This window comes from Methylogaea oryzae, from assembly GCF_019669985.1.
In the GTDB taxonomy this organism is placed as follows: domain Bacteria; phylum Pseudomonadota; class Gammaproteobacteria; order Methylococcales; family Methylococcaceae; genus Methylogaea; species Methylogaea oryzae.
Genome location: NZ_AP019782.1, coordinates 3889780 through 3910321, shown reverse-complemented (window position 1 = coordinate 3910321; position 20542 = coordinate 3889780). Strand labels below are relative to the sequence as shown.

At 61.6% G+C, this 20542-nt stretch carries 20 protein-coding genes and 1 tRNA gene; 6 read left to right on the top strand and 15 right to left on the bottom strand.

Annotation, left to right across the window (positions count from 1 at the left end; translation table 11 throughout):
* Positions 1 to 34 precede the first annotated feature (34 nt).
* Positions 35 to 1582: a DUF6519 domain-containing protein gene (locus K5607_RS17475; protein WP_221047770.1), complete on the top strand. Its 1548-nt coding sequence runs from the start codon at positions 35 to 37 to the stop codon at positions 1580 to 1582.
* Between the two features lie 78 nt (positions 1583 to 1660).
* On the opposite strand, the gene K5607_RS17470 is transcribed toward K5607_RS17475, so the two are convergent.
* Entirely contained in the window at positions 1661 to 1864 is a 204-nt protein-coding gene (locus tag K5607_RS17470) for a cold-shock protein (RefSeq protein ID WP_082411764.1), read from the bottom strand.
* Positions 1865 to 2122: 258 nt separating this feature from the next.
* On the opposite strand from K5607_RS17470, the gene K5607_RS17465 reads away from it, so the two are divergent.
* On the top strand, positions 2123 to 4279 hold the full coding sequence (locus tag K5607_RS17465) for an AMP-binding protein (RefSeq protein WP_221047769.1): 2157 nt from the start codon (positions 2123 to 2125) through the stop codon (positions 4277 to 4279).
* 37 nt (positions 4280 to 4316) lie between these two features.
* On the opposite strand, the gene K5607_RS17460 is transcribed toward K5607_RS17465, so the two are convergent.
* A complete protein-coding gene (locus K5607_RS17460) occupies positions 4317 to 4577 on the bottom strand; it encodes an FmdB family zinc ribbon protein (protein ID WP_054774720.1) in 261 nt (86 codons plus the stop codon).
* Between the two features lie 109 nt (positions 4578 to 4686).
* Between K5607_RS17460 and K5607_RS17455 the strand changes: the two genes are divergently transcribed.
* On the top strand, positions 4687 to 9051 hold the full coding sequence (locus K5607_RS17455; protein ID WP_221047768.1) for a DEAD/DEAH box helicase: 4365 nt from the start codon (positions 4687 to 4689) through the stop codon (positions 9049 to 9051).
* A gap of 5 nt (positions 9052 to 9056) precedes the next feature.
* Here K5607_RS17455 and K5607_RS17450 read toward each other — a convergent pair whose 3' ends face one another.
* Positions 9057 to 10088: an FAD:protein FMN transferase gene (locus tag K5607_RS17450; RefSeq protein WP_221047767.1), complete on the bottom strand. Its 1032-nt coding sequence runs from the start codon at positions 10086 to 10088 to the stop codon at positions 9057 to 9059.
* Between the two features lie 313 nt (positions 10089 to 10401).
* Here K5607_RS17450 and rplM point away from each other — a divergent pair, with 313 nt between their 5' ends.
* The 3 genes from rplM (at position 10402) to K5607_RS17435 (ending at position 11355) form a co-directional block, all read left to right on the top strand.
* On the top strand, positions 10402 to 10830 hold the full coding sequence (rplM, locus tag K5607_RS17445; protein WP_054772549.1) for a 50S ribosomal protein L13: 429 nt from the start codon (positions 10402 to 10404) through the stop codon (positions 10828 to 10830).
* Positions 10831 to 10852: 22 nt separating this feature from the next.
* Positions 10853 to 11245, top strand: coding sequence for a 30S ribosomal protein S9 (gene rpsI / locus K5607_RS17440; protein WP_054772548.1), 393 nt, complete (start codon positions 10853 to 10855; stop codon positions 11243 to 11245).
* Positions 11246 to 11281: 36 nt separating this feature from the next.
* Positions 11282 to 11355 (top strand) — tRNA-Gln (locus tag K5607_RS17435).
* Positions 11356 to 11405: 50 nt separating this feature from the next.
* On the opposite strand, the gene K5607_RS17430 is transcribed toward K5607_RS17435, so the two are convergent.
* The 12 genes from K5607_RS17430 to K5607_RS17380 all read right to left on the bottom strand — a co-directional run bounded on the left by K5607_RS17430 (position 11406) and on the right by K5607_RS17380 (position 20323).
* The gene (locus K5607_RS17430; RefSeq protein ID WP_221047766.1) at positions 11406 to 12401 is read right to left on the bottom strand and encodes a phage integrase; all 996 of its coding nucleotides are present in this window, start codon (positions 12399 to 12401) and stop codon (positions 11406 to 11408) included.
* Positions 12402 to 12406: 5 nt separating this feature from the next.
* Positions 12407 to 13123 (bottom strand): hypothetical protein, encoded by a 717-nt coding sequence (locus tag K5607_RS17425; protein WP_054772547.1) that lies wholly within the window; start codon positions 13121 to 13123, stop codon positions 12407 to 12409.
* A complete protein-coding gene (locus tag K5607_RS17420; protein ID WP_221047765.1) occupies positions 13120 to 14499 on the bottom strand; it encodes a hypothetical protein in 1380 nt (459 codons plus the stop codon). The genes K5607_RS17425 and K5607_RS17420 overlap by 4 nt, the downstream gene beginning before the upstream one ends.
* Before the next feature lie 166 nt (positions 14500 to 14665).
* Positions 14666 to 15898, bottom strand: a complete 1233-nt coding sequence (locus tag K5607_RS17415) for a zonular occludens toxin domain-containing protein (RefSeq protein ID WP_054772543.1) — start codon at positions 15896 to 15898, stop codon at positions 14666 to 14668.
* Positions 15899 to 15902: 4 nt separating this feature from the next.
* Complete coding sequence (locus tag K5607_RS17410) at positions 15903 to 16259, bottom strand: DUF2523 family protein (RefSeq protein ID WP_221047764.1); 357 nt, start codon at positions 16257 to 16259, stop codon at positions 15903 to 15905.
* A gap of 3 nt (positions 16260 to 16262) precedes the next feature.
* Positions 16263 to 17660 carry a hypothetical protein gene (locus tag K5607_RS17405; protein WP_176569407.1) on the bottom strand — a complete coding sequence of 466 codons (1398 nt, stop codon included), beginning with the start codon at positions 17658 to 17660 and terminating at the stop codon, positions 16263 to 16265.
* Between the two features lie 34 nt (positions 17661 to 17694).
* A complete protein-coding gene (locus K5607_RS18230; protein WP_255210527.1) occupies positions 17695 to 17826 on the bottom strand; it encodes a hypothetical protein in 132 nt (43 codons plus the stop codon).
* A gap of 445 nt (positions 17827 to 18271) precedes the next feature.
* Positions 18272 to 18997: a hypothetical protein gene (locus K5607_RS17400; RefSeq protein ID WP_221047763.1), complete on the bottom strand. Its 726-nt coding sequence runs from the start codon at positions 18995 to 18997 to the stop codon at positions 18272 to 18274.
* 423 nt (positions 18998 to 19420) lie between these two features.
* Entirely contained in the window at positions 19421 to 19630 is a 210-nt protein-coding gene (locus K5607_RS17395; protein ID WP_221047762.1) for a hypothetical protein, read from the bottom strand.
* Between the two features lie 12 nt (positions 19631 to 19642).
* Positions 19643 to 19879, bottom strand: a complete 237-nt coding sequence (locus K5607_RS17390; protein WP_054772537.1) for a hypothetical protein — start codon at positions 19877 to 19879, stop codon at positions 19643 to 19645.
* Positions 19876 to 20088: a hypothetical protein gene (locus tag K5607_RS17385; protein ID WP_054772536.1), complete on the bottom strand. Its 213-nt coding sequence runs from the start codon at positions 20086 to 20088 to the stop codon at positions 19876 to 19878. Before K5607_RS17385 ends, K5607_RS17390 begins: the two co-directional genes overlap by 4 nt.
* Positions 20089 to 20098: 10 nt before the next feature.
* The gene (locus K5607_RS17380) at positions 20099 to 20323 is read right to left on the bottom strand and encodes a hypothetical protein (RefSeq protein WP_156302232.1); all 225 of its coding nucleotides are present in this window, start codon (positions 20321 to 20323) and stop codon (positions 20099 to 20101) included.
* Between the last annotated feature and the right edge of the window lie 219 nt (positions 20324 to 20542).

The following is a 20542-nucleotide window of genomic DNA, read 5'->3' as shown; positions in this document are numbered from 1 at the left end:
TTCAGTAAAAACAGCGACCCCGAGGAAAGCGACCATGAAAGGTGATTTTACCCGCGACACGTTCGACGCCAGGAACCAGTTCAGCCGTGTGCTCATGCAGCAGGGGCGCGTCACCCTCGACGCGGACCATAACGAGCAGGCGGCCATCCTGCTGCATTATTTGCGCACCTTGGCGCGGGACCTCATCGGCCCCCACGGCGCGCCGGCCCAGGGGGGCGAGGGCGGCTTCGCACTGGAGTGGGACGGCCAGGCGGCGGCCTTGAAGATCGGCGCCGGCCGTTATTACGTGGACGGCTGGCTGGTGGAAAACCACGACCAGAACTGCCTGTACACCGCCCAAAAGGACTATCCCCTGCCGGACGACGACGCCTTGCTGCTGGAGCTGAAGAAAAACACCGGCCAGTGGTTTTGGGTTTATCTGGACGTATGGGAGCGGCACATCACGCCCCTGGAGCAGGACTCGATCCGGGAGGCCGCCCTCAACGGCGTCGACACCTGCACCCGGGCGAAAGTGGTGTGGCAGGTGAAGGCCTTGCCGGTGAAGGGGGGGCGCCAGGTCGCCGCCGACACGGCCAAGCTGTTGAAGGAACTGAAAGCGCAGCAGGCGGCGCTGAAGAAGCAGCTGTCGGTGGAGACCGACCCGAACAAGATTCAAGACTTGAAAACCTCGCTGGATAAGGTCTCCACCGAAATCGCGGTGCTCGGCACGGCGACGGGCGAAGCCGCCGGGGCCGGGCCGGGAGTGAGCTGCGGCACGCCGCTGAAGGATTTGCCGCCGTTCGGCCAAGCTTGGCTGGCGGCCGGTTTGGCCGATCCCACCGGCAAAGAAGATCCCTGCGTTACGCCTCCCGATTCCAAATACCGGGGGGTGGAAAACCAGCTCTACCGGGTGGAAATCCATCGCGGCGGCCCGGCCGACGTCGCCACGTTCAAATGGTCGCGGGACAACGGCAGCGTCGCCACCCGCTGGCTGGGCAGCCAAGGCAGCGACCTGCTGGTGGCCAACACGCGCGGCTTTGCCGCCGGCAACTGGGTGGAGCTGTCCGACGATGCCAAGGAGCTGCAAGGGGGCGACGCACAGGGCAAGCCCCGCAGCGTCCTGGTGAAGCTGGTTAAAGTGGAAAACGGCGTGTTGACGGTGGATCCGGCTACCGCTTCGGACAGCTCGGCATTGGCGTGGCGCGCGTCTTTGCCGAATCCCACCGTGCGGCGCTGGGATCAGGTGGAGCGCGGCGATGTGCTGCTGGACGGCGGGGCCGTGCCGGTCAAGGAGCCGGCCGGAGGCCAGCAGGGATGGATCGATTTGGAAGACGGCGTGCGGGTGCAGTTTTCGCCCGGCGGCCAATACCGCTGCGGCGATTATTGGCTGATTCCCGCCCGCGTCGCCACCGGCCGGCTGGAATGGCCCGCCGACTCGGACGCGTCCGGCAAGGAAACGCCCAAGGCGCTACCGCCGCGGGGGATCGCGCATCACTACGCGCCGCTGGGCTTCGTCAGTTGGCAGGACGGCGAGTTCCAGTACCAGACCTGCCGCTGCGAGTTCTCCCCCATGAGTGTCTGCCCGGGCGATCTCGCCGCCTGATTTTTCCGCCAGCGCCAGGCCGTAATAACAAAAAACCCCGCCGTGGCGGGGTTTTTCGCTATCAGTATTCTTGAGACCTTAGTTGGGATCTACTTTGGTCGTCTGGAAGCCCTTCGGGCCTTTCTGCGACTCAAATTGAACGGTCTGGCCTTCGGTAAGAACCTTGAAACCACTGCCGCTGATGGTGGAGTGATGCACGAACACATCGTCGCCGCCGTCCTGCGGAGTAATGAAACCGAAACCCTTACCTTCGTCGAACCACTTAACAGTACCAGTACGCATTTATTTACAAACTCACTAAATTGAAATTACTACTATCTTGCGTTGTTTCAGCCCTCGTTGAAGGGCTGCCGCGGCGACAGTATAGGCCTTCCCGCTGGCCTTTGCTCAATAATTTCCGCAAAGTTTTTTCGTGTTCGGCAGCGAGGCGCGGAAGGCTCTCCGCCGCTGACTTCCGGGCCTGGGAGGGTGCTAATCTAGGCGTTGTGACAGGGTGGGAATACGCCCCATCGAACCCAACGGAATACGGACACACGCGTTATGTTCAAGAGCTTCGTGCGCTGGTTGCTGCTGATTCTTTTCCGGACTCGGGCAACCGGCTTGGATCACTTCGCCGCCGCGGGGCCGCGCGTACTGGTGGCGGCCAATCACACTTCCTACCTCGACGCCCTGTTCCTATGGGCCTTCCTGCCCGGACCGCTCACCTTCGCCGTCAACACCTACGTGGCGCGCAAATGGTGGGTGCGATGCGGCTTGCGCTTCGCCGATACCCTCACCTTGGACCAGGCCAACCCGCTGGCCACCAAAACCCTCATCGCCTACCTCAAGCAAGACCGCAAGGTGGTGATTTTTCCTGAAGGCCGCCGCACCACCACCGGCGCGCTGATGAAGATTTACGACGGTCCCGGCCTGATCGCCGACAAATCCGGCGCCACGCTGCTGCCGGTGCGCATCGACGGCCCGCAATACACCCGCTATTCGCGTTTGCAGGGCAAGGTGCGCCACCGCTCTTTTCCGCCGGTGCGCTTGGCCGTGCTGCCGCCGGTGCGGCTGGAGCTGCCGGCGGAGCTGAAAGGCCGGGCGCGGCGCCGGTTGGCCGGCCATAAGCTGACGGACATCATGGTGGACATGATGTTCGAAACCAGCGGATATCGGCGCACTTTGCTGTCCGCGTTGTTGGAGGCGCGCGGCATTCACGGCGGCAAGCACGAGATCTTGGAGGACGTGGACCGCAGGCCTTTGACCTACGACGGTTTGCTGCGCAAAGCCGCCGTGCTGGGCGCGCGGTTGGCGCGGGAAAGCCGGCCGGACGAGGCGGTGGGCCTGATGGTGCCCAATTCCCTCGCCACGGTGGTATCCCTAATGGGCCTGCAAATGGCCGGGCGGGTGCCGGCCATGCTCAATTACAGCGCCGGCGCCGGGGTGATGCTGGCCGCCTGCGCCACGGCACAGATCAATACCGTCGTCACCTCGCGCCGCTTCGTGGAGCAGGCCAAGCGGCAGGATACGGCCGCGCGCCTGGCGCAACAGGTGCGGCTGCTGTATCTGGAGGATTTGGCCCAGGACATCCCTCTGGCGGACCAGGCGCACGGCTTGGCGCGGCTGGCCCGTTTGCGCTGGTTTCATCGGGAGCGGCCCGAAGATGCCGATCGGCCGGCGGTAATCTTGTTCACGTCCGGTTCGGAGGGGACGCCGAAAGGCGTGGTGTTGAGCCATGCCAATCTCATGGCCAACCGCGAGCAACTGGCCGCCGCGATAGATTTCGGCGCCGGCGACACCATCCTCAACGCCATGCCGCTATTCCACTCCTTCGGCCTGACCGCCGGAACGCTGCTGCCGCTGCTGTCGGGCATCAAATCGTTCCTATACCCCACGCCGTTGCACTACCGCATCATTCCCGAGCTGGCCTACGACATCAACGCCACCATCCTATTCGGCACCAACACCTTCCTGGCCGGCTACGCCAAGTTCGCCCATCCCTACGATTTTTATTGCGTGCGCTACGTGTTCGCCGGGGCGGAAAAGCTGCTGGAGGAAACCCGCAAAGCCTGGGCGACCCGTTTCGGCATCCGTATCCTGGAAGGCTACGGCGCCACGGAAACCGCGCCGGGCTTGAGCCTCAACACGCCCATGCGCTACCGCGAGGGGTCCGTGGGCGGTTTGCTGCCGGGCATCGAGTACCGCATCGTGCCGGTGCCCGGCATCGCCGAGGGCGGTCGGCTGCACGTCAAAGGCCCCAACGTCATGCTGGGGTATTTGCTGGCCCGGGCGCCGGGCAAGCTGGTGCCGCCCAGCTCGGCCGAAGGCGAAGGTTGGTACGACACCGGCGACATCGTGCGCCTGGACGAGGAGGGTTATTTGCACATCCAAGGCCGCGCCAAGCGCTTCGCCAAGGTGGGCGGCGAGATGGTCTCCCTGGCGGCGGTGGAGGAGCTGGCCCTGCGCGTTTGGCCGGAATACGCCCACGCCGCCGTGATCGTGCCGGACCCGCAGCGCGGCGAACAGGTCGTCTTGCTCAGCGAAAATCCCGCCGCGGACCGGGCGCGCTTGGCGGAGCAGGCCAAGCGCGACGGCATCGGCGACGTGCAAGTGCCGAGGGTGTTGCTGCCCTTCAAGGCGCTGCCGCGGCTGCCCAGCGGCAAAATCGACTATGTCGACGCCACGGAACAGGCGCGCCGGGCGCTGGGCGGCGAGTAACCCAGCCCGGCGGCGTTTCCTTTAAGGAAGAGTTTCCTTAAGCGAAGCCGCAGCTGCTGGGGCCGCAACAAGGCGCCCCGGATTGGCAAGGCGGGGCGGAGGGATTCTTGAGGGAGCTGGCGCGCACCACGCCGCCGCCGGTGATGAGTTTGGTGACCGGGCTGTCGGCGGGGGTATCGGCCAAGTCTTGGCCGCTCAGGGCGCAGAGCTCTCCCCAGGTGGCCAGCCGCTCGCTCATGGCGTGGCTGACTTCCACCACCTGGCCGTTGGCTTCGCACAGATAATCGTATTTTGGCATGAGCTCTCAAGCGGTTGTTGTTCCGGCGCGCCAGTGTAGCGGTTGCGGAAAACGCCGCGCAAGCGAACAGGCCTTCCCTTCTTCGCGTCCCATGGCGTAATGTGGCCGCATGGATTGGTCATCGTTCCACCCCGCCGTCGCCGCCTGGTTCCAGCAGGCGTTTGCCGCGCCTACCCCTTGCCAAATCCAAGCCTGGCAAGCTTTCAAAGCGGGCCGCCACAGCCTCATCGCCGCGCCCACCGGCTCCGGCAAAACCCTGGCCGCTTTCCTGGCCGCCATCGACGATCTGGCCCACCTGGCCGAGGCCGGCCGGCTGCGGGAGGAAACCCGCATCCTCTATATCTCGCCGTTGAAGGCCCTCAGCAACGACGTGCACAAAAACCTGGAGTTGCCGCTGGACGGCATCAACCAGCGCTTGTTCGAAGCGGGCAGCGGCGGCATCGCCCTGCGCAGCGCCGTGCGCACCGGCGACACGCCCCAGGCGGCGCGCTCCGCCATGGGCAAGTTTCCGCCCCACATTCTGGTGACCACGCCGGAATCGGCCTATGTGCTGCTCACCAGCGATGGCGGCCGACGCATGCTGAAGGGCGTGCGCACGGTGATCGTCGACGAAATCCACGCGGTGGCCGGCAGCAAGCGGGGCTCGCACCTGGCATTGACGCTGGAGCGGCTGGAGCGATTGGTATCAGCGAGCCCCTCTCCTGTCGGCGGGGAGAGCGTAGCGAGGGGGGCGCAGCCGGTTGGGGAGAGGGAAAACGGCCTGGCCCGCATCGGCCTGTCCGCCACGCAAAAGCCCATCGAGGAAGTGGCCAACTTCCTCACCGGCGGCGGCGATTGCCGCATCATCGACACCGGCCACCGGCGCCGTCTGGACTTGGGGCTTGAGTTGCCGGAATCGCCGCTGGAAGCCTTGCTGTCCGGGGAAGCCGCCGGCGAGGTCTACGACCGCATGGCGGCGCTGATTCGCGAGCACAAAACCACCCTGGTGTTCGTCAACACCCGCCGGCTGGCCGAGCGGGTGGCGCGGGCGCTCAGCGATCGATTGGGCGAAACCGCCGTCACCGCCCACCACGGCAGCTTGGCGCGGGAACAGCGCTTGGCCGCGGAGACGCGGCTGAAGGCCGGCGAGCTGCAAGCGCTGGTGGCGACGGCTTCCCTGGAGTTGGGCATCGACGTGGGCGACGTGGATTTGGTGTGCCAACTGGGCACCACCGGTTCCATCGCCACGTTTTTGCAGCGGGTGGGGCGGGCCGGGCACTTTTTGGGGGGCACGCCGAAAGGCCGGCTGTTTCCCACCAGCCGCGACGAACTGATCGAATGCATCGCCCTGCTGGACGCGGTATCCCGGGGCGAGCTGGACCGGCTGCATATTCCTCCGCAGCCGTTGGACGTGTTGGCCCAGCAGATCGTCGCTATGGCCGCCTGCGAGGACTGGGGCGAAGACGAGCTGTACGACGCCGTGCGCCGCGCCTGGCCGTACCGCGACCTTCGGCGGGAAGCTTTCGACGCTGTGGTGGCCATGCTGGCGGAGGGCTATACCAGCCGGCGCGGCCCGCGCGGCGCCTACATCCACCGCGACGCCATCAATCGGCGCTTGAAGGCCCGGCGCGGCGCTCGCCTGACCGCCCTCACCTGTGGCGGCGCCATTCCCGACAACGCCGATTACCGCGTGGTGGTGGAGCCTTCCGGCGAGTTCGTCGGCAGCGTGCACGAGGATTTCGCCATCGAAAGCCTGCCCGGCGACATTTTCCAGCTGGGCAACACCGCTTGGCGCATCCTGCGCCTGGACGCCGGCACGCTGCGGGTAGAAGACGCGCAAAGCCTGCCGCCCAGCATCCCCTTCTGGCTGGGAGAGGCGCCGGGGCGGACCTGGGAGTTGTCGGAAGGCGTGGCGCGGGTAAGGCTGGCTTTGACGGAGCAAGCCGATCCTTACGCCTGGTTGGCTCGGCTCGGCGTCGCGGGGGCCGCCGCCGAGCAAGCCGTCAATTACATGGCCGCCGCCAAAACCGCCCTGGGTGTGGTGCCGACCCTGGATACCGTCATCTTCGAGCGCTTTTTCGACGAAGCCGGCGGCATGCAGTTCATCATCCACGCCCCCTACGGCAGCCGGGTCAACCGCGCCTGGGGGCTGTCCTTGCGCAAGCGTTTCTGCCGCACGTTCAATTTCGAGTTGCAGGCCGCCGCCACCGAGGACGCGGTGATTTTGTCCCTGGGGGCGTCGCAGAGCTTTCCCCTGGAGGACGTGGCGCGTTTCCTCAACAGCAACACCGTGCGCGACATCCTGGTGCAGGCCTTGCTGGCCGCGCCCATGTTCACCGTGCGTTGGCGCTGGAACGCCGCCTGCGCCCTGGCCATCCGCCGCTTCCAAGGCGGCCGCAAGACGCCGCCGCACCTGCTGCGCATGCAGGCGGAGGACTTGGTGACGGCGGTGTTTCCCGACCAGCTGGCCTGCTTCGAGAATATCGAGGGCGATAGGGAGGTCCCGGACCATCCCCTGGTCAACCAGACGGTGTACGACTGCCTGCACGAAGCCATGGACTTCGACCGCTTCCTGGAGGTGATCCGGGGCCTGGAATCCGGCCGCATCCGCGTGGTGGCCAAGGACCTGGTGGAGCCCTCCCCGCTGGCGGCGGCCATCCTCACCGCCCGCGTCTACAGCTTCCTCGACGGCGCCCCGGCGGAAGAGCGCCGCACCCGCGCCGTCGCCAGCCGCCGCTGGCTCGATCCCGCCACCGCCGACGACCTGGGCAAGCTGGACCCGGCCGCCATCGCCAGGGTGCGGGAAGAAGCCTGGCCCGAGGCGCGCGATGCGGACGAGCTGCACGACGCCTTGATGCAAGCGGGGTATGTGCTGGCGGCGGAAGCGGCGCCCCATTGGCCGTGCTTGTTCGAGCAACTTGTTGCCCAGGGCCGCGCTGCTGTGCTTTTTCTTGCCCAGGAAGCGGCTCCTTCCGGCTCCCTCTCCCTCAGGGAGAGGGTTGGGGTGAGGGAGTTAAATCCAGTCCCGGCCTTATGGATCGCCGCCGAACGCTGGCCGCAATTCCGCGCGCTTTATCCCGATCAGACGCCGCAGCCGCCCTTGCGCCTGCCGCCGCAACTGGAGGAACGGCGCTGGACGTCCGAAGATGCCCTGGCGGAAATCGTCCGCGCCCGCATGTGCTGCTCCGGGCCGGTGGCGGCCAGGGATCTGGCGCAGGGGCTGGCTTTGCCGGAAAGCGCGGTGGACATCGCCTTGCTCCAACTGGAAACCGAAGGGCTGGTGCTGCGCGGCAAATTCACCGCCGCCGAGTCGCTCGAATGGTGCGAACGCAACCTGCTGGCGCGCATCCACCGCTACACGGTGAACCGGCTGCGGCAGGAGATCGAGCCGGTTCCCGCAGCGGCGTTCATGGCTTTTTTGCTGCGCTGGCAGCACGCGCACCCGCAAACGCGGCTGCGGGGACGGGACGCCTTGGCCGCGGTGCTGGAGCAGTTGGAAGGCTTCGAGGCGGCCGCTTCGGCCTGGGAGGGCGACATTCTGCCGGCGCGGGTGGCCGATTACGATCCTGCCTGGCTGGACGGCCTGTGCCAATCCGGCCGGTATATTTGGACCCGGCTCAGCTCCGCAGCGGGCTCCGCGCCGGTGAAAACGTCGCCGGTTACTTTTTTGCCGCGCAAGCAACTCGGCCTGTGGCGCGCCTTGCGAGGCGAGGACGGCGGCGCGGAACTGTCGGCCAACGCCAAGCGTTTGCTTCACACCTTGCGCGAGCACGGCGCGCAGTTTTTCGAAGAACTGTGGGAACACAGCGATTTGCTGAAAACCCAGGCGGAAGACGCCTTGGCGGAACTGGTGGCGCAAGGCTGGCTGCGCAGCGACAGCTTCATCGGGTTGCGCGCACTATTGGTTCCGGAAGACAAGAAGCGCCGGCTGCGCCAGCTCAATCCTTTATTCGGCTTGGAGGACGCGGGCCGTTGGACGCTGGCGACGGCCCCGGCGGGCGGCGCGATGCCGGAGGCGGCCGCATCCGCCGAACACAGCGCCCGCGTGCTGCTGCGCCGCTACGGCGTGGTGTTCAAGGCCTTGCTGGGCCGGGAAAACACGGTTCCGGCCTGGCAAGTGCTCTTGCCGGTGTACCGCCGATTGGAAGCGCGCGGCGACATCCGCGGCGGCCGTTTCGTCGCCGGCCAGTACGGCGAGCAGTTCGCCCTGCCGGAGGCGGTGGAAGCCCTGCGCAAGCTGAAGGATGCGCCGGACAACGAAATCGTGGCGCTTTCCGCCGCGGATCCCCTCAACCTGCAAGGCGTGATCCTGCCCGGCGCCAAGCTGCCGGCCCTGCCGTCCAACCGGTTGCTGCTGGAAGGGGGCGTGCCGTTGGCGCTGCTGGCGGGCAAGGAGGCGCAATTCCTCAAGGAGGTGGCGGACGAGCGCCGTTGGGAATTGCACAACCGCCTGCTGCGCCGCAGCTTGCCGCCGCAACTGCGGGCCTATCTGTAAAAGCGCTACTGCGTTACCGGCGCGACGAACTGTTCCTGGGACAGGGTCGGGCTGGACAGCTCCTTGAGCTGGCCGTCCTCGCCATAGATGAACAAAGCTTCCACGCCCTCGGCGGCAGCTACCTTCGGGCCTTCCACTTCGCCCAGGCACAGCAAGGCCGTGGACCAGCCGTCGGCCCAGGTGGGGTCGTCGTGCAACACGCTCACCGACAGGAGATGGTGGGCCACCGGCCGGCCGGTGGCTGGGTCGACGATATGGGAATACACCTTGCCGCCGCTTTCGAAATAATTGCGGTAGCTGCCGGAGGTCATGATGGCGAGGGGGCGCTGGGCCGGCACTTCGATGATGCGCTGCACTTCGCGCCGTTCCGGCACCGGCTTTTCGATGGCCACGCGCCAGGATTTGCCGTTGGACTTGACGCCGCGCACTTTCATTTCGCCGCCGATTTCCACCAGGTAGTTGGCGACGCCTTTGCCTTCCAGCAGCGTCGCCACTTGGCCGATGGCGTAGCCTTGGCCGATGGAGGACAGGTCGACCTGCGCCTCGGGGTCGGTTTTACGCAGTCGCTGGCGTTCGTTGTCTATCTCGATTTTGCCGAATCCCACCTTGGCTTTGGCGGCGGCGATTTGTGCGTCGCTGGGCACTTGGTTTTCGTGCTTGAAAAATCCCCAGGCCTCCAGCAGCGGCTTCACCGTCAGGTCGTAGCAGCCGTTGCTTTTTTCGTGCAGGACTTTGGCGATGGACATCATTTTCACCAGGTCCGGCGTCACCTCGGCCCACTCGGTATCGTGGCGCTGGTTGAAGCGGGCGATTTCCGAGTCATCACGGTAGTTGGAGTAATGCAGGTCGATATCCGCCAGCTTGGCGTCGATTTCGCGATGCAGGGCCTCCTTGTCCAACCCCGCGGCGGGGACGAACTTGATGTGGTAAGTCGTGCCTTGGGCCATGCCGGCCAGTTCCACTTCGGCGGGCGGGGTTTCGCAGCCGGCGAGAGCGAGATACAGCCAGAGGCCCAGGAAAAATCGAAGGTTCGTCATGATGCGGCGCTTGGTAATTCAACGGAAAGCGAGGCCCAGGCCCCGCGCCCCTATTGTACCGGGGCCGCTCCGTCGCGCGTCGATTTGCTTGAAAACGCGCACCCCTCTACAATGGCCGGCCACCTGGGGGCTTGCGCTTTCCGGTGGGCGGCGAGCCGCGCTTGGTCGGTGCCGACGCCGCGGCAGGGTTTTTACCCAAGAATTTTTCACCGTCCCCACTGCGATTGCGGCGAGGGGGCTACTTGCTATTCGGAAGATCGTCAAGTAAGATTGCGCTCTTTTCGATGGGCGCCAGACTGGGAGCACAGCAGCAATGAAAACCTTTAGCGCAAAACCGGCTGAGGTAAAGCGTGATTGGTACGTGATCAACGCCGACGGTAAGACGTTGGGTCGCTTGGCCACGGAAGTAGCGCGCCGTTTGCGCGGCAAGCACAAAGCCGAATACACCCCTCACGTCGATACCGGCGACTACATCATTGTTGTCAATGCCGACAAAGTGCACGTGACCGGCAACAAAGAAAAAGCCAAGGTGTACTACCACCACACCGGTTATATCGGCAATATGAAAGCCACCTCCCTGGGCAAAATGCGTCAGACCCACGCGGAGCGCATCATCGAAATCGCCGTGAAGGGCATGCTGCCGAAGAACGCCCTGGGCCGCGATATGTACCGCAAGCTGAAGGTTTACGCCGGCGCGGAACACAACCACCAGGCGCAGCAGCCGCAAGTCCTGGAATTCTGAGAATTATTTAGAGATCAAGCGTATGGCTGAAACACAATACTACGGAACCGGACGCCGCAAGAGCGCCGTCGCTCGCGTCTACGCCACGCGTGGCAAGGGCAGCATCACCATCAACAAGAAGACGCTGGATCAGTACTTCGGCCGCAAGACCGACAGCATGATCGTGCGTCAGCCCTTGGAACTGGTGGAAATGCTGGACAAGCTGGACATCAACGTCACCGTTGCCGGCGGCGGTCCTTCCGGCCAAGCCGGCGCCATCCGTCACGGTATCACCCGCGCTTTGATCGAATTGGACGAAAATCTGAAATCTCCTTTGCGCAAAGCCGGTTACGTTACCCGCGATGCCCGCGAAGTAGAACGTAAGAAGATCGGTCTGCACGGCGCCCGTAAGCGTCCGCAGTACTCCAAGCGTTAATGCTGGCGCGGGTTCCGCCCGCGCTCCAACGTTTGTTGGGGGATCGTCTAGCGGCAGGACTACGGACTCTGACTCCGTCAACCTAGGTTCGAATCCTAGTCCCCCAGCCAATAAAAACAAAGGGTTACGCTTCGGCGTAGCCCTTTTGTTTTTCTAGGTGTCAACTAAGTGTCAACACGGCCAGCGGATTCATTTTCTTGGCTTCTTCCAGGTGATCCGGCGCTAGATGCGCATAACGCATAGTTACCGTGATGCTGTAATGGCCCAAGATGCGCTGCAAGGTAAGAATGTTGCCGCCGTTCATAATGAAGTGGCTGGCAAAAGTGTGGCGAAGGACGTGAGCCATTTGTCCTTCAGGCAGTTCGATCTTGGTCCTTTGCATCGCTTCACGAAAGGCACCGTAGCAAGGCCCGAAAAGACGGCCGCTTTCCTTATGCGCCCGCAGCTCTTCGGCCAGCCGTGATGCAATCGGCACCGTCCGGTTCTTACCAGCCTTAGTATTGGTGAACGTTACCGCTTCGCCTTGCAGCTGTTCCCGCCGTAAAAACTGCGCTTCAGACCAACGCGCCCCCGTCGCTAGAGCGATCTTAGTAGCAAGCAATACGTCGGCATTTTTGGACTTTTGCAGTTCTTCAAAAAGGTGCTCAATCTGCGGCGTTGTCAGGTAGGACAGTTCCTTTTCCTGGATACGGTAACGCCGAATACTGGTAAGCGGATTATCGCTTTTCCAATACCCCAGTCTTTTCAGCTCGCCAAAAACCGCCTTTAGGTAGGAGTGCTCACGATTCAAGGTATTGGCCGAAACACCACCAGACAGCCGTCTTTCGCGATATTCGGCAAATCGCTGCGAGCCAAAGGTCGAAGCAAGGGGATTCCCCATTGCTTCGGCCATGGCACAAAGCCGGCTGTAGGTGTCCTTGTGGGATTTAAGATTGATCCCGTGGTAGCGATACCAAAGGTCTATCAGTTCTCGAAGCCGACGAGCATCTTTCTTATCCGGCTGCCAATCAGCGGCTTGTTGCACCTGAGCCTTCACCCAAGTTTCCCACTGCTGGGCGTCGCGCCGCGTGGTGACCGTTTTCCGAAAGCGCTTGCCACCCCGGCCAGCCGGTTGAATATCAACCTGCCAACCTCCGCCCGTCTTTTTGATTGCCACCGAAATTAAACCAACTGCGACCGGTGCGCCGGCACCGCCAGGTAAGCCAAGTCGCATCGATGAACCAGGTTAATTGGCCAAGCCAGTTTCCCAGGAACCGCCAGGTCGACCAGCTCACGCCGGCGCGCCAGCTCAGCCAGCTGCTCACGTCCCGCCAGCTCAACCAGCTCACCGCGGCGAGCCAACTCCGCCAGGTCAATCAACGCCTGCGCGAAATAAAGCGGTGTTGTACGACGAGCACGGCTAGAGAGGCGGCACAAATCACGGCCGCCAGGAGAGGAGGAAAAATTAAGGGCAGGAGGAGGGACAGAGCCGACATAGTACAACCACGTACTCTTGGCCGCCGGGTGGCCGTAATGGCCTTGATAAACTTGGCAGGACCAGCCGGGCCGGAAAGGGTCCTTGATCCAGCCTTTACCCTGCTCCGGGGGCAATAGGCCGAATTTAGGCCAAGCAAACGAACCCTCAGGATGCTCGAGGACACCGCCGACGCGTTCCACCGCAGCGAGAGCGGCAGCAAAACAACCGTCATCATCGCCAAGACGACGGCCCTTCTTCATCGCATAAAGCTTGCCCCACGACTCACACGGAGGATGGGCAACGACAGGCGAGTCACCGTCATAGCAACGAGCGTCGCGGGACTTATCCCAAATGTCGACAGGAAACGACGAGTAAACGCCGTCGCGGTCAGCAAACAAGATAGCGATTGCAGGCGTATTCATGCCGCCGCCTTTCCAATAAGCCGCCGCAAACAGAGAGCTTTTTCAACGGTTTCCCGCAGGGCGGGCTCCCCTCCTTTGCCGTTATCGCGGTAGAGCTTTACCAGGTCGTCATAGAAGTCCAGGCGCTTGAGTTGGAGCATGACTTGCCGGGTGTTGTAGCCCCTTCTGGCGCAGACGCTGACGATGTTACCGATGATTTGACCGTAGTTCTTGGCGGCGGGAGCTACGCTGTCTTTCTTGTATTGGCGCGTGAGACGGCGCGCGCTGGGGCCGAAGCTGACGTTCATGCGATCATAGAGGTATTGCCACAAGGGATCTATGTAGGTGCCGTTGGGCGTTTCGTCCAGGCGATTTCTTAGCAGGGCGTAGCGCCACAGGTCGCCCAGGTGGGGCAGCAGATCGGTGAATTTCTTGAGGTCTTGGCCGGCGCTTTCGGCGAATTGGGCAATGACGGAGTGGTGAAAGCGGTATTCGATGCGCCAAACCGGTTTGTCTTTGTCGTATCGACCGAGGCTGTAGGCTTCCCATTCTTTGTCGAAGAAGTCTTTTTTGTCGCTGGCGAGGACTTCTTTGCTTTTGTCGTAGATGGCGGTTTGTAGGCTACTGTGCTTGCCGTAGGTGTAGGATTCGGCGGCTTTTTTGCCGTAGCTGACGGCGACGGTGGAGAGGCCGTCGAATTCTAGGTGGGTGATCCCGTCGTAGTCGCGGACGGCCCGGGCTTTGGTGCGGAAACGCTCTTTGAAGGTGGGGCCGGGTTCCCAGCCTTGCACGTCGGCGGCTAGGTGGATGGCTACGCCGGAGTGTTCCCAATCGCCGCTTTCGAAGAACCAGTTGGCGCAAAGGTCGGCATGCCATTGGACGTTATCGGTGCCGCTTTCGGCGATTCTCTTGGGGCTGACTTCTATCTTGAGGTGGGGGCCGCGTTCTTCGCACATGGTTTCTTCGCTGCGGTAATAGGAACCGAACAGGATGACCATGCCTAGGTCGTTATTCTGGAGTTTGTAACGGTAGCCGGAGGCCATGCCCATTTTGGTGACGTGCCATTGGACCGACAGAGGGCTTTGCTTGTGGCCGCCGAAGACGCGTTCACCGGTTTCCAATAGCTGCCGGATGATTTGTAGACGTTGCGGGTTAACGGTGCCGGAATAGAGCTGTCGGACGGTGTCGATCGAGCAACCGACGACTTCAACGCGGGTCAAGTCGTGCATTTCGGCACCGATGAAGATTTTCCCGTTCGGGTCTCCCTTATCGCCTTTGCTCAGGCTGTCGTAGGAGTGGGTTTCACAAAAGCGGACGCCGTTTTCTATCCGTCGTTCTTTAGGTCTACGACCGGTTTTCTTCGTCGGCACCGGTTCCAAATTTTTTAACTTTTCCACTATTCCTCCTTCAATGTGTCGCTTTGTGCCGATACGGGCTCTTCCGGGGTTACACCTATAGACGTGTTACAGGAACGTCTGCCGCGAAAACATTACGCGCCGCCTAGCGCTGTCGCGCGTTCGTCCTACGTCCTCACTTGCTCCACGCTGCGGCGGCACTGACAAATTAATTACCTGCTACAGGAATGATGGACGCCGCAAACCGAGGCGGAGGCGCGGCCTTGATTTGCGGCTTGTCGCAAACAATGAAGTCGCTGTAGACCTTCTTGTAGGTCAGGCGGACGGCGCAGGGGGCGATTTTTTCGACGCGGTAGCCGGAACGGCCTAAGTCGGCGTCGGAGAGGTCGAACAGTGCGCGGCCGTCTTGGGTGGCTTGGAAGTAGTAGACGTTTTGAAGGCGGCCGTCGCGCATGCCGACGACGTTGCCGACGATATGAAGATTCACCTTGGCATAAGGGTGTTCGGCTACATCAGGTGACGGGCCAGCTTGCCCAGGCTGACGGCTATTCCCAGCCAGAGAAGTAGACGCAGCAGCAGGCGGGACAGTACCCACCGGGCGATTTTGACCAGGATTTGCGCCGGGCGTTTTAGCGGGCGCACCAGGGATAGCAGGAGGCGTCCCTCCCAGGAAAGAAGGCCGTGCACGAGATGATAGAAAGACACCAAAAGCGGCAATAATTCCCACAAAAAGAAGAACTTTAGGGTTTTTCCAAAGCGGCGTGCCGGCGATAGTGTCGGCGAAGGTGCCTGTAGTGGTGGATTCATAAAGCTTCCAGGTGACGGGGGAGATTTTTCGCTGACGAAGGTTCATGAAGTCGCTGGCGGAACGGCCTGAATCTTCGGCCAGGTGGAAGGCTTCCAGGTAACGGCCTTTGATGCCGATGAGCGCTTGGTTTTTGTGCTTGTAGGCCGCTTCGGCGCATTGCCGGATGATCTTGTGCACCTTGTCGATATGGGGCGTGGTGAGCACTAAGTCCCAGCCGAAATGACGGTGCATTTCGAAGGCGGTGAGGATGGAGCTGGGGCGATCATCAGCGCCGCCGTTTAAGTAGCTGTCGGCGTAGTCCAGGGCCTCCAGGTCTTTTTCCCGAAGGTGTGTCGGCCAGATGGTGTTGCATTCGTCGATAAGCAGGAATGCGCCTTTGGGGACCCAGTGCCAGAACGTGGACAGCTTTCTGCGGTTCTCCAAGGCGTCCTGGCATTCGGTGGTTTGCAGGTAGATCAGCTCGAAGGTATCGGGAACACCATCCAGGGCTTCGGCTACCCGTTCACGGGAGGAGAGCCCCCGGACGTTGGTGATGACCACCCTACCCGCTTTGGCCGCGGGTATGAAGTCGTCCATGACGGCACCGGAGGTTTTGTAGCTACCGGGCGGGCCGTGGTGGATTTTGATGGACATGGCGTTACCTCATGCCGGGGATGAAGCGAAGGACAAAGCGAGTGGCCAGGGCCGTCATAATGATGTTGATGCACTCCGGAATACCGAAAAAGCCGGCAACTGATGCAACATCGCCCGGCAGGGAATTCCAGGCGCTGGAGACGAACCCTTTTACATCCAAATCGGCAAGGATCGTGCGGCCAACATCCCAGGCGAACGGGATAACCACCAACAGGAACTTGATGGAGGCGAGCACAAAATATTCCACCAGCTGGGCGAAGGCCCAAGTGGCAAAATCGTAAATTTTTTGGCCGAACCATCCGTCGATTACGCCGAAAATGGCGACACACGAAGTCAACAGCACACCCAAAACGGCTTCCATAAGCTACCCCAGGATAATCAAGGCGGCGGCCACGGATGCCACCAGGAGTAAGGCATAACGAATCAAAACGAGCTTGTCTTCATAGTCAGACAAGCAGAGCCGGACATCACCGTAAGACGTGCTGGCGGAAAAGCACGGAAGGCTGCCGCCGCCGCCCAAAGACGTTGACCCGATCATGGCTTGGGATTCGCTTTTGATATTGGAGATCAACAAGGAAAGTTCACTTTTAGCCGCGGCTACTTGGGCTTCGACGCCTTCAATACCGGGAGGGCTGCCATACGTGCCGGGACTAAAACCGGTGCCGCCCGTGCCGCCGTCTTGCGGGTCGGAACCTGAACCAGTGCCAGTACCGTCCCCCGTGCCCGTTCCTGTGCCTGTACCATCGCCGGTTCCCGTGCCTGTACCCGTTCCGCTGCCATCGCCCGTTCCGGTGCCTGTGCCGGTTCCGCTGCCGTCGCCCGTTCCGGTGCCCGTACCAGTCCCGCTACCGTCACCAGTGGTCGCACCAGGAGGTAAAGGCTGACCGTTGCATGTGCCGTCAGCGCCGACAGTGCCGTTACAGCCGCAAACCTCAACGCCGTTAGAGGCGGTGGTGCAATCCCAACCGGTGCCGGTGCCAGGATCGGGGTTTTGCGTTACATCGACGCAGCCGTTGTTTACGGGGTCATAAACCTGCGTGGACGTGCACGTGACCTTCGGGACGCAGTAATGGTTGATTAAAACCAAGTCGCCTAAACATTCCGGGTCTTTGCAGGTTCCGTCAACATCGTGGAATTGGTCGCCTTCACAATTAGGCGGCCATTCGCATACGCCAGTTGTTACGTTACGAATTTGCCCGGATATTTCGCACGTGTCGGGTACGCACTCGCCGGTTAATGTGTTGCGGCTTTCCCAGGTATTGGGACATGCGTCATATACGCATCCGCCGGTTGTATAGTCGAGGTGTTGATTAGCGCCACAGGTGCGATCATGACAAACGCCGTCGGAGCCGCGATCCTGATAAATCGCACACGCGGGGGCATTAATACAGGACGTGCCGGAAACTGTGCCGCCACCGGGACATAACTTTTCGGTATACGGCCCATACCCCGTATAAGCGCCATGGGTGGCGTTGTTAGAGTCCTTACAGAAAATCTGAAAATTGGACGAACTCTTGGTGCCAATCGAACCTAGAGTCCATGAGTAATGTGCGCATAAATCAGTACCGGCTCCCTCGTAGGTGTCATATTTAGATGACGTGTAGCCCTGATAATACGTGTGCACAACAGCGGGATAACTATCCGCGAACGCTGGGGAGATAATCCCCAGCGTTAGGAAGATGAATGCCAGGCCGGCATAAAACCGGCCTGGGCTTTTCATATCGCGGTAACTCGTATTCCGGCAATGAATGCTAAACACCATGCTGTTCCTATGAGTACCGAGACAAGGGTTCCCATCAGGCCTTTTTCATCAGGCCGATGACGATGGAAACGGCCACCGAGACGGCTACGGCGGCAATGATCAAGCCGGCTACGGTGTTGGCATCGCCGGTTGCGCCAGTGATGGCCGTGGTTGCTGCGTCTACCATGTGAATTACCTCTCTAAAAAGCCCCTGAAAAAGCAAGATCGGCGGCCAGGGGAAAAACCGCCAATTCGTTTAAATTAGCGTCCTCTTCGAACGATATTAATAATCAGGCCCGTACCGGCCCCGGTGACGAATAACAACATTCCCCAGCCGAATGATTCGCGGACAATATTCCAATCCAGTTGAGCGTTGGCTGCCGCCGACCAGTCGGATGAGTCCAGCAAAACGACGTGACCTACGCCGGTTCCGGTGGGATTTTGGAACGGGGCGACATCACACTGATCCACGGGCGCCGAACTAGGAATAGCCAAATTGGTCACATATGGCCCACACGCGCCCACCGAATCACACAACGTAATACGAGCGTTAACGATCTCCCAGCAAGTGGCCGCCTGCCCGGTTAGGGGCAGGAGGGTTAGGATTGCGAGAATTAGGGCGCGGTGCATGGTTAGGCGGGTTTAGCCGGGGCTTCAGGATTTGCCGGTCGAGGGGCTTGAGGCTGTTGCGGTTGGACGCCGAAAAGCTGATGCAGGCGCGTTTGGTCGAGGTAGTTTTCGCCTTCTACGCCATCGACTTTCAAACGTGCCTTGAAGCCGGAGCCGCTTCGCAGGCTGGTGAGCAGCTTGTATTCGCCGGGCAGGCCTTTGGCTTGAAAGGCGGCAAACAAGTCCCATGCGATGGGGATTCGGATGATTTCAAAGCCGAGCTGGTTGGGGTTGCGGCCGCTAGTTTTTTGGCTGATGACGATGTTGCTGTAGCGCCGCCCGTCTTCGGCTTCGAAGCGGCTGGCGGCGATGACCAGTGCGTAGGCGGCACCTTGCAACGGTTGGTCGGGGACTTTGCCGGGGGCTTTGGCGCTAGCCGATATTCCGAAAAGTTCGTTGAGTGTCTCGGCGGTCAGTTTGCCGTCGCCACGTACGCTGACCGCAATTTCGTTGTCGGCTTCCTGGCCTGCTCTTTCGGCTTCCGTGAGCACGTCAAATACGGCTGGAACGCGTTTGTCGCGAAGCTGATCGTACATTTCATAAGGCATTTTGACCTTGCGTATGCCAAGGCCTAGGGCGTCAGGATTTTCGTGGTCGCCGGGTTCGAGCAGGTAGAGGTAGCCGCCGGTTTGGCGTTCGACTTTGTAGCGGTTGGCTCCCAGTACCAAGGCTGTGGTGATTTGTTGCATGTCTTTGTTCCTTTTCATCAGGGGTTTAAACGCCGCCCTTATGGGAGGCCGCTAACCGGGGCGGTACGGTGAGCGGAAATAGCGAAAAAGCTTTTAGTGGGGTGCTTGGGCCGGGGTGGTCGGCGGCGGGGCGGCGACCACTTCCCGGCTGTGCGTTTCTTGAAGACGGTTCGGGACGCGCTTCGCCGCGCGGTGGGCGTTTGGGGACACACGGGGCGGACTGACAAGCCGGGAAGATGGCGTGCGGGCGTGGTTGTTTGGCCTGGAGTCGGGCCGAGCGGGTTGCAGTCGCCAAGGGGAGTCTTTCCGGTGTAGTTTCGGTGCCGGACACGGGGCACCGGGCTTCGCGCGGGGTGGAGGAAGGACGGACGCGCGGGCGTTTTTCGGACGCCGGAAAGACTGCCGTTGGGGACTGGTGCGGATTCACGCGGGGGCCTGCGCTTGTTCGTTGGGCGAGTAGCCGAGCAGAAGAACAAAGTCGGCTTCGCATTCGGGACAAGCGGTATGCGTGGCCGCGCCGGTGAACCATTTGTTGCAGTAGGCGCACTGGCTGCGGCGGGCGTGGGGTTTGGATTGGGGGCCGGTTACGGGGCGGCTTGCCTGTTTTTTGGTGGGGCGCTTGCGAGTAGCCATATCCAACACCTCCTAGGCGGCCAGTTGGTCGTGAATACCGCGATCTTTGCCGGCTTCCATACCGGCGAACCAAGCGTCCATTTCAACGGAGCCTTCGACGTAAGGGCACTTTTGCAGGGTGCCGGCGATCTTGCCGGCCTGTACCCAGTCGTAGCCGGCCTGATGGCCTTGGCGGTAAGGAAGGCTTCGTTGGCACCAGCCCGACGGCCAGTCGTTGATCCAATCGTGGGAGAAGGCCGGCTTTTTCATTTGTAGGTCTCCGCTTCCAGGCATTGCTTGTGAAGTAGCACCAGGTTTACGAGACGGTGCTTGCCAATGAGGACGGTGGGGAGGTAGTTGCGTTCGGTCCAGCCGTCGATGACGCCGATGGACAGGCCGGTGAGTTCGGCGAAGCGTTCGCGGCTCATAATAGGTACCAGGGGCGGAACGGACTGGGATGCTTGCTGTAGTTCGTCCATGGCGCGCCCCTTACGCGACCTGTCTATCAACGGCGGCGCGTTCTTCTTCCATGAAGGCGGCAAGTTCGCCCAAAGTGACGTCCGCTACCGGCTTACCGAGTAGGGCTATCCGTTCGGCAATGCGATAGGAAAACCAAGATGACGTTTCGTGAACGTAGAGAGCGGCGGTTGTTTGCACCAGCTCCCTATGAAGATGGTCGAGATCGAGCGCTTGACCGGTGGCTTGCTTGTCCATAATCTCCCCCTGTTGCGGCACTTTGCGGCGCAATGCCGCCAGTCGAGTACATAGTACTCTTTACCTAGCAGGAAGTCAAGTACTAAGTACTTTTTACACGATGTTAGATCGAATCAAGCAATTAGTAGAAGCGTCAGGGCTGTCGAAGACTGACCTCGAGGAACAAACAGGAATAAGCGCCTACAAGTGGGGAAATCTCTTCACCGGAAAGCAACGCGT

What these genes read in the sequence shown, in the direction of transcription:
- K5607_RS17475 (WP_221047770.1), top strand. Translation starts at nt 35, where the DNA reads ATGAAAGGTGATTTTACCCGCGACACGTTCGACGCCAGGAACCAGTTC.
- K5607_RS17470 (WP_082411764.1), bottom strand. Translation starts at nt 1,864, where the DNA reads ATGCGTACTGGTACTGTTAAGTGGTTCGACGAAGGTAAGGGTTTCGGT.
- K5607_RS17465 (WP_221047769.1), top strand. Translation starts at nt 2,123, where the DNA reads ATGTTCAAGAGCTTCGTGCGCTGGTTGCTGCTGATTCTTTTCCGGACT.
- K5607_RS17460 (WP_054774720.1), bottom strand. Translation starts at nt 4,577, where the DNA reads ATGCCAAAATACGATTATCTGTGCGAAGCCAACGGCCAGGTGGTGGAA.
- K5607_RS17455 (WP_221047768.1), top strand. Translation starts at nt 4,687, where the DNA reads ATGGATTGGTCATCGTTCCACCCCGCCGTCGCCGCCTGGTTCCAGCAG.
- K5607_RS17450 (WP_221047767.1), bottom strand. Translation starts at nt 10,088, where the DNA reads ATGACGAACCTTCGATTTTTCCTGGGCCTCTGGCTGTATCTCGCTCTC.
- rplM (WP_054772549.1), top strand. Translation starts at nt 10,402, where the DNA reads ATGAAAACCTTTAGCGCAAAACCGGCTGAGGTAAAGCGTGATTGGTAC.
- rpsI (WP_054772548.1), top strand. Translation starts at nt 10,853, where the DNA reads ATGGCTGAAACACAATACTACGGAACCGGACGCCGCAAGAGCGCCGTC.
- K5607_RS17425 (WP_054772547.1), bottom strand. Translation starts at nt 13,123, where the DNA reads ATGAATACGCCTGCAATCGCTATCTTGTTTGCTGACCGCGACGGCGTT.
- K5607_RS17415 (WP_054772543.1), bottom strand. Translation starts at nt 15,898, where the DNA reads ATGTCCATCAAAATCCACCACGGCCCGCCCGGTAGCTACAAAACCTCC.
- K5607_RS17410 (WP_221047764.1), bottom strand. Translation starts at nt 16,259, where the DNA reads ATGGAAGCCGTTTTGGGTGTGCTGTTGACTTCGTGTGTCGCCATTTTC.
- K5607_RS17405 (WP_176569407.1), bottom strand. Translation starts at nt 17,660, where the DNA reads ATGGTGTTTAGCATTCATTGCCGGAATACGAGTTACCGCGATATGAAA.
- K5607_RS18230 (WP_255210527.1), bottom strand. Translation starts at nt 17,826, where the DNA reads ATGGTAGACGCAGCAACCACGGCCATCACTGGCGCAACCGGCGATGCC.
- K5607_RS17400 (WP_221047763.1), bottom strand. Translation starts at nt 18,997, where the DNA reads ATGCAACAAATCACCACAGCCTTGGTACTGGGAGCCAACCGCTACAAA.
- K5607_RS17395 (WP_221047762.1), bottom strand. Translation starts at nt 19,630, where the DNA reads ATGGCTACTCGCAAGCGCCCCACCAAAAAACAGGCAAGCCGCCCCGTA.
- K5607_RS17390 (WP_054772537.1), bottom strand. Translation starts at nt 19,879, where the DNA reads ATGAAAAAGCCGGCCTTCTCCCACGATTGGATCAACGACTGGCCGTCG.
- K5607_RS17385 (WP_054772536.1), bottom strand. Translation starts at nt 20,088, where the DNA reads ATGGACGAACTACAGCAAGCATCCCAGTCCGTTCCGCCCCTGGTACCT.
- K5607_RS17380 (WP_156302232.1), bottom strand. Translation starts at nt 20,323, where the DNA reads ATGGACAAGCAAGCCACCGGTCAAGCGCTCGATCTCGACCATCTTCAT.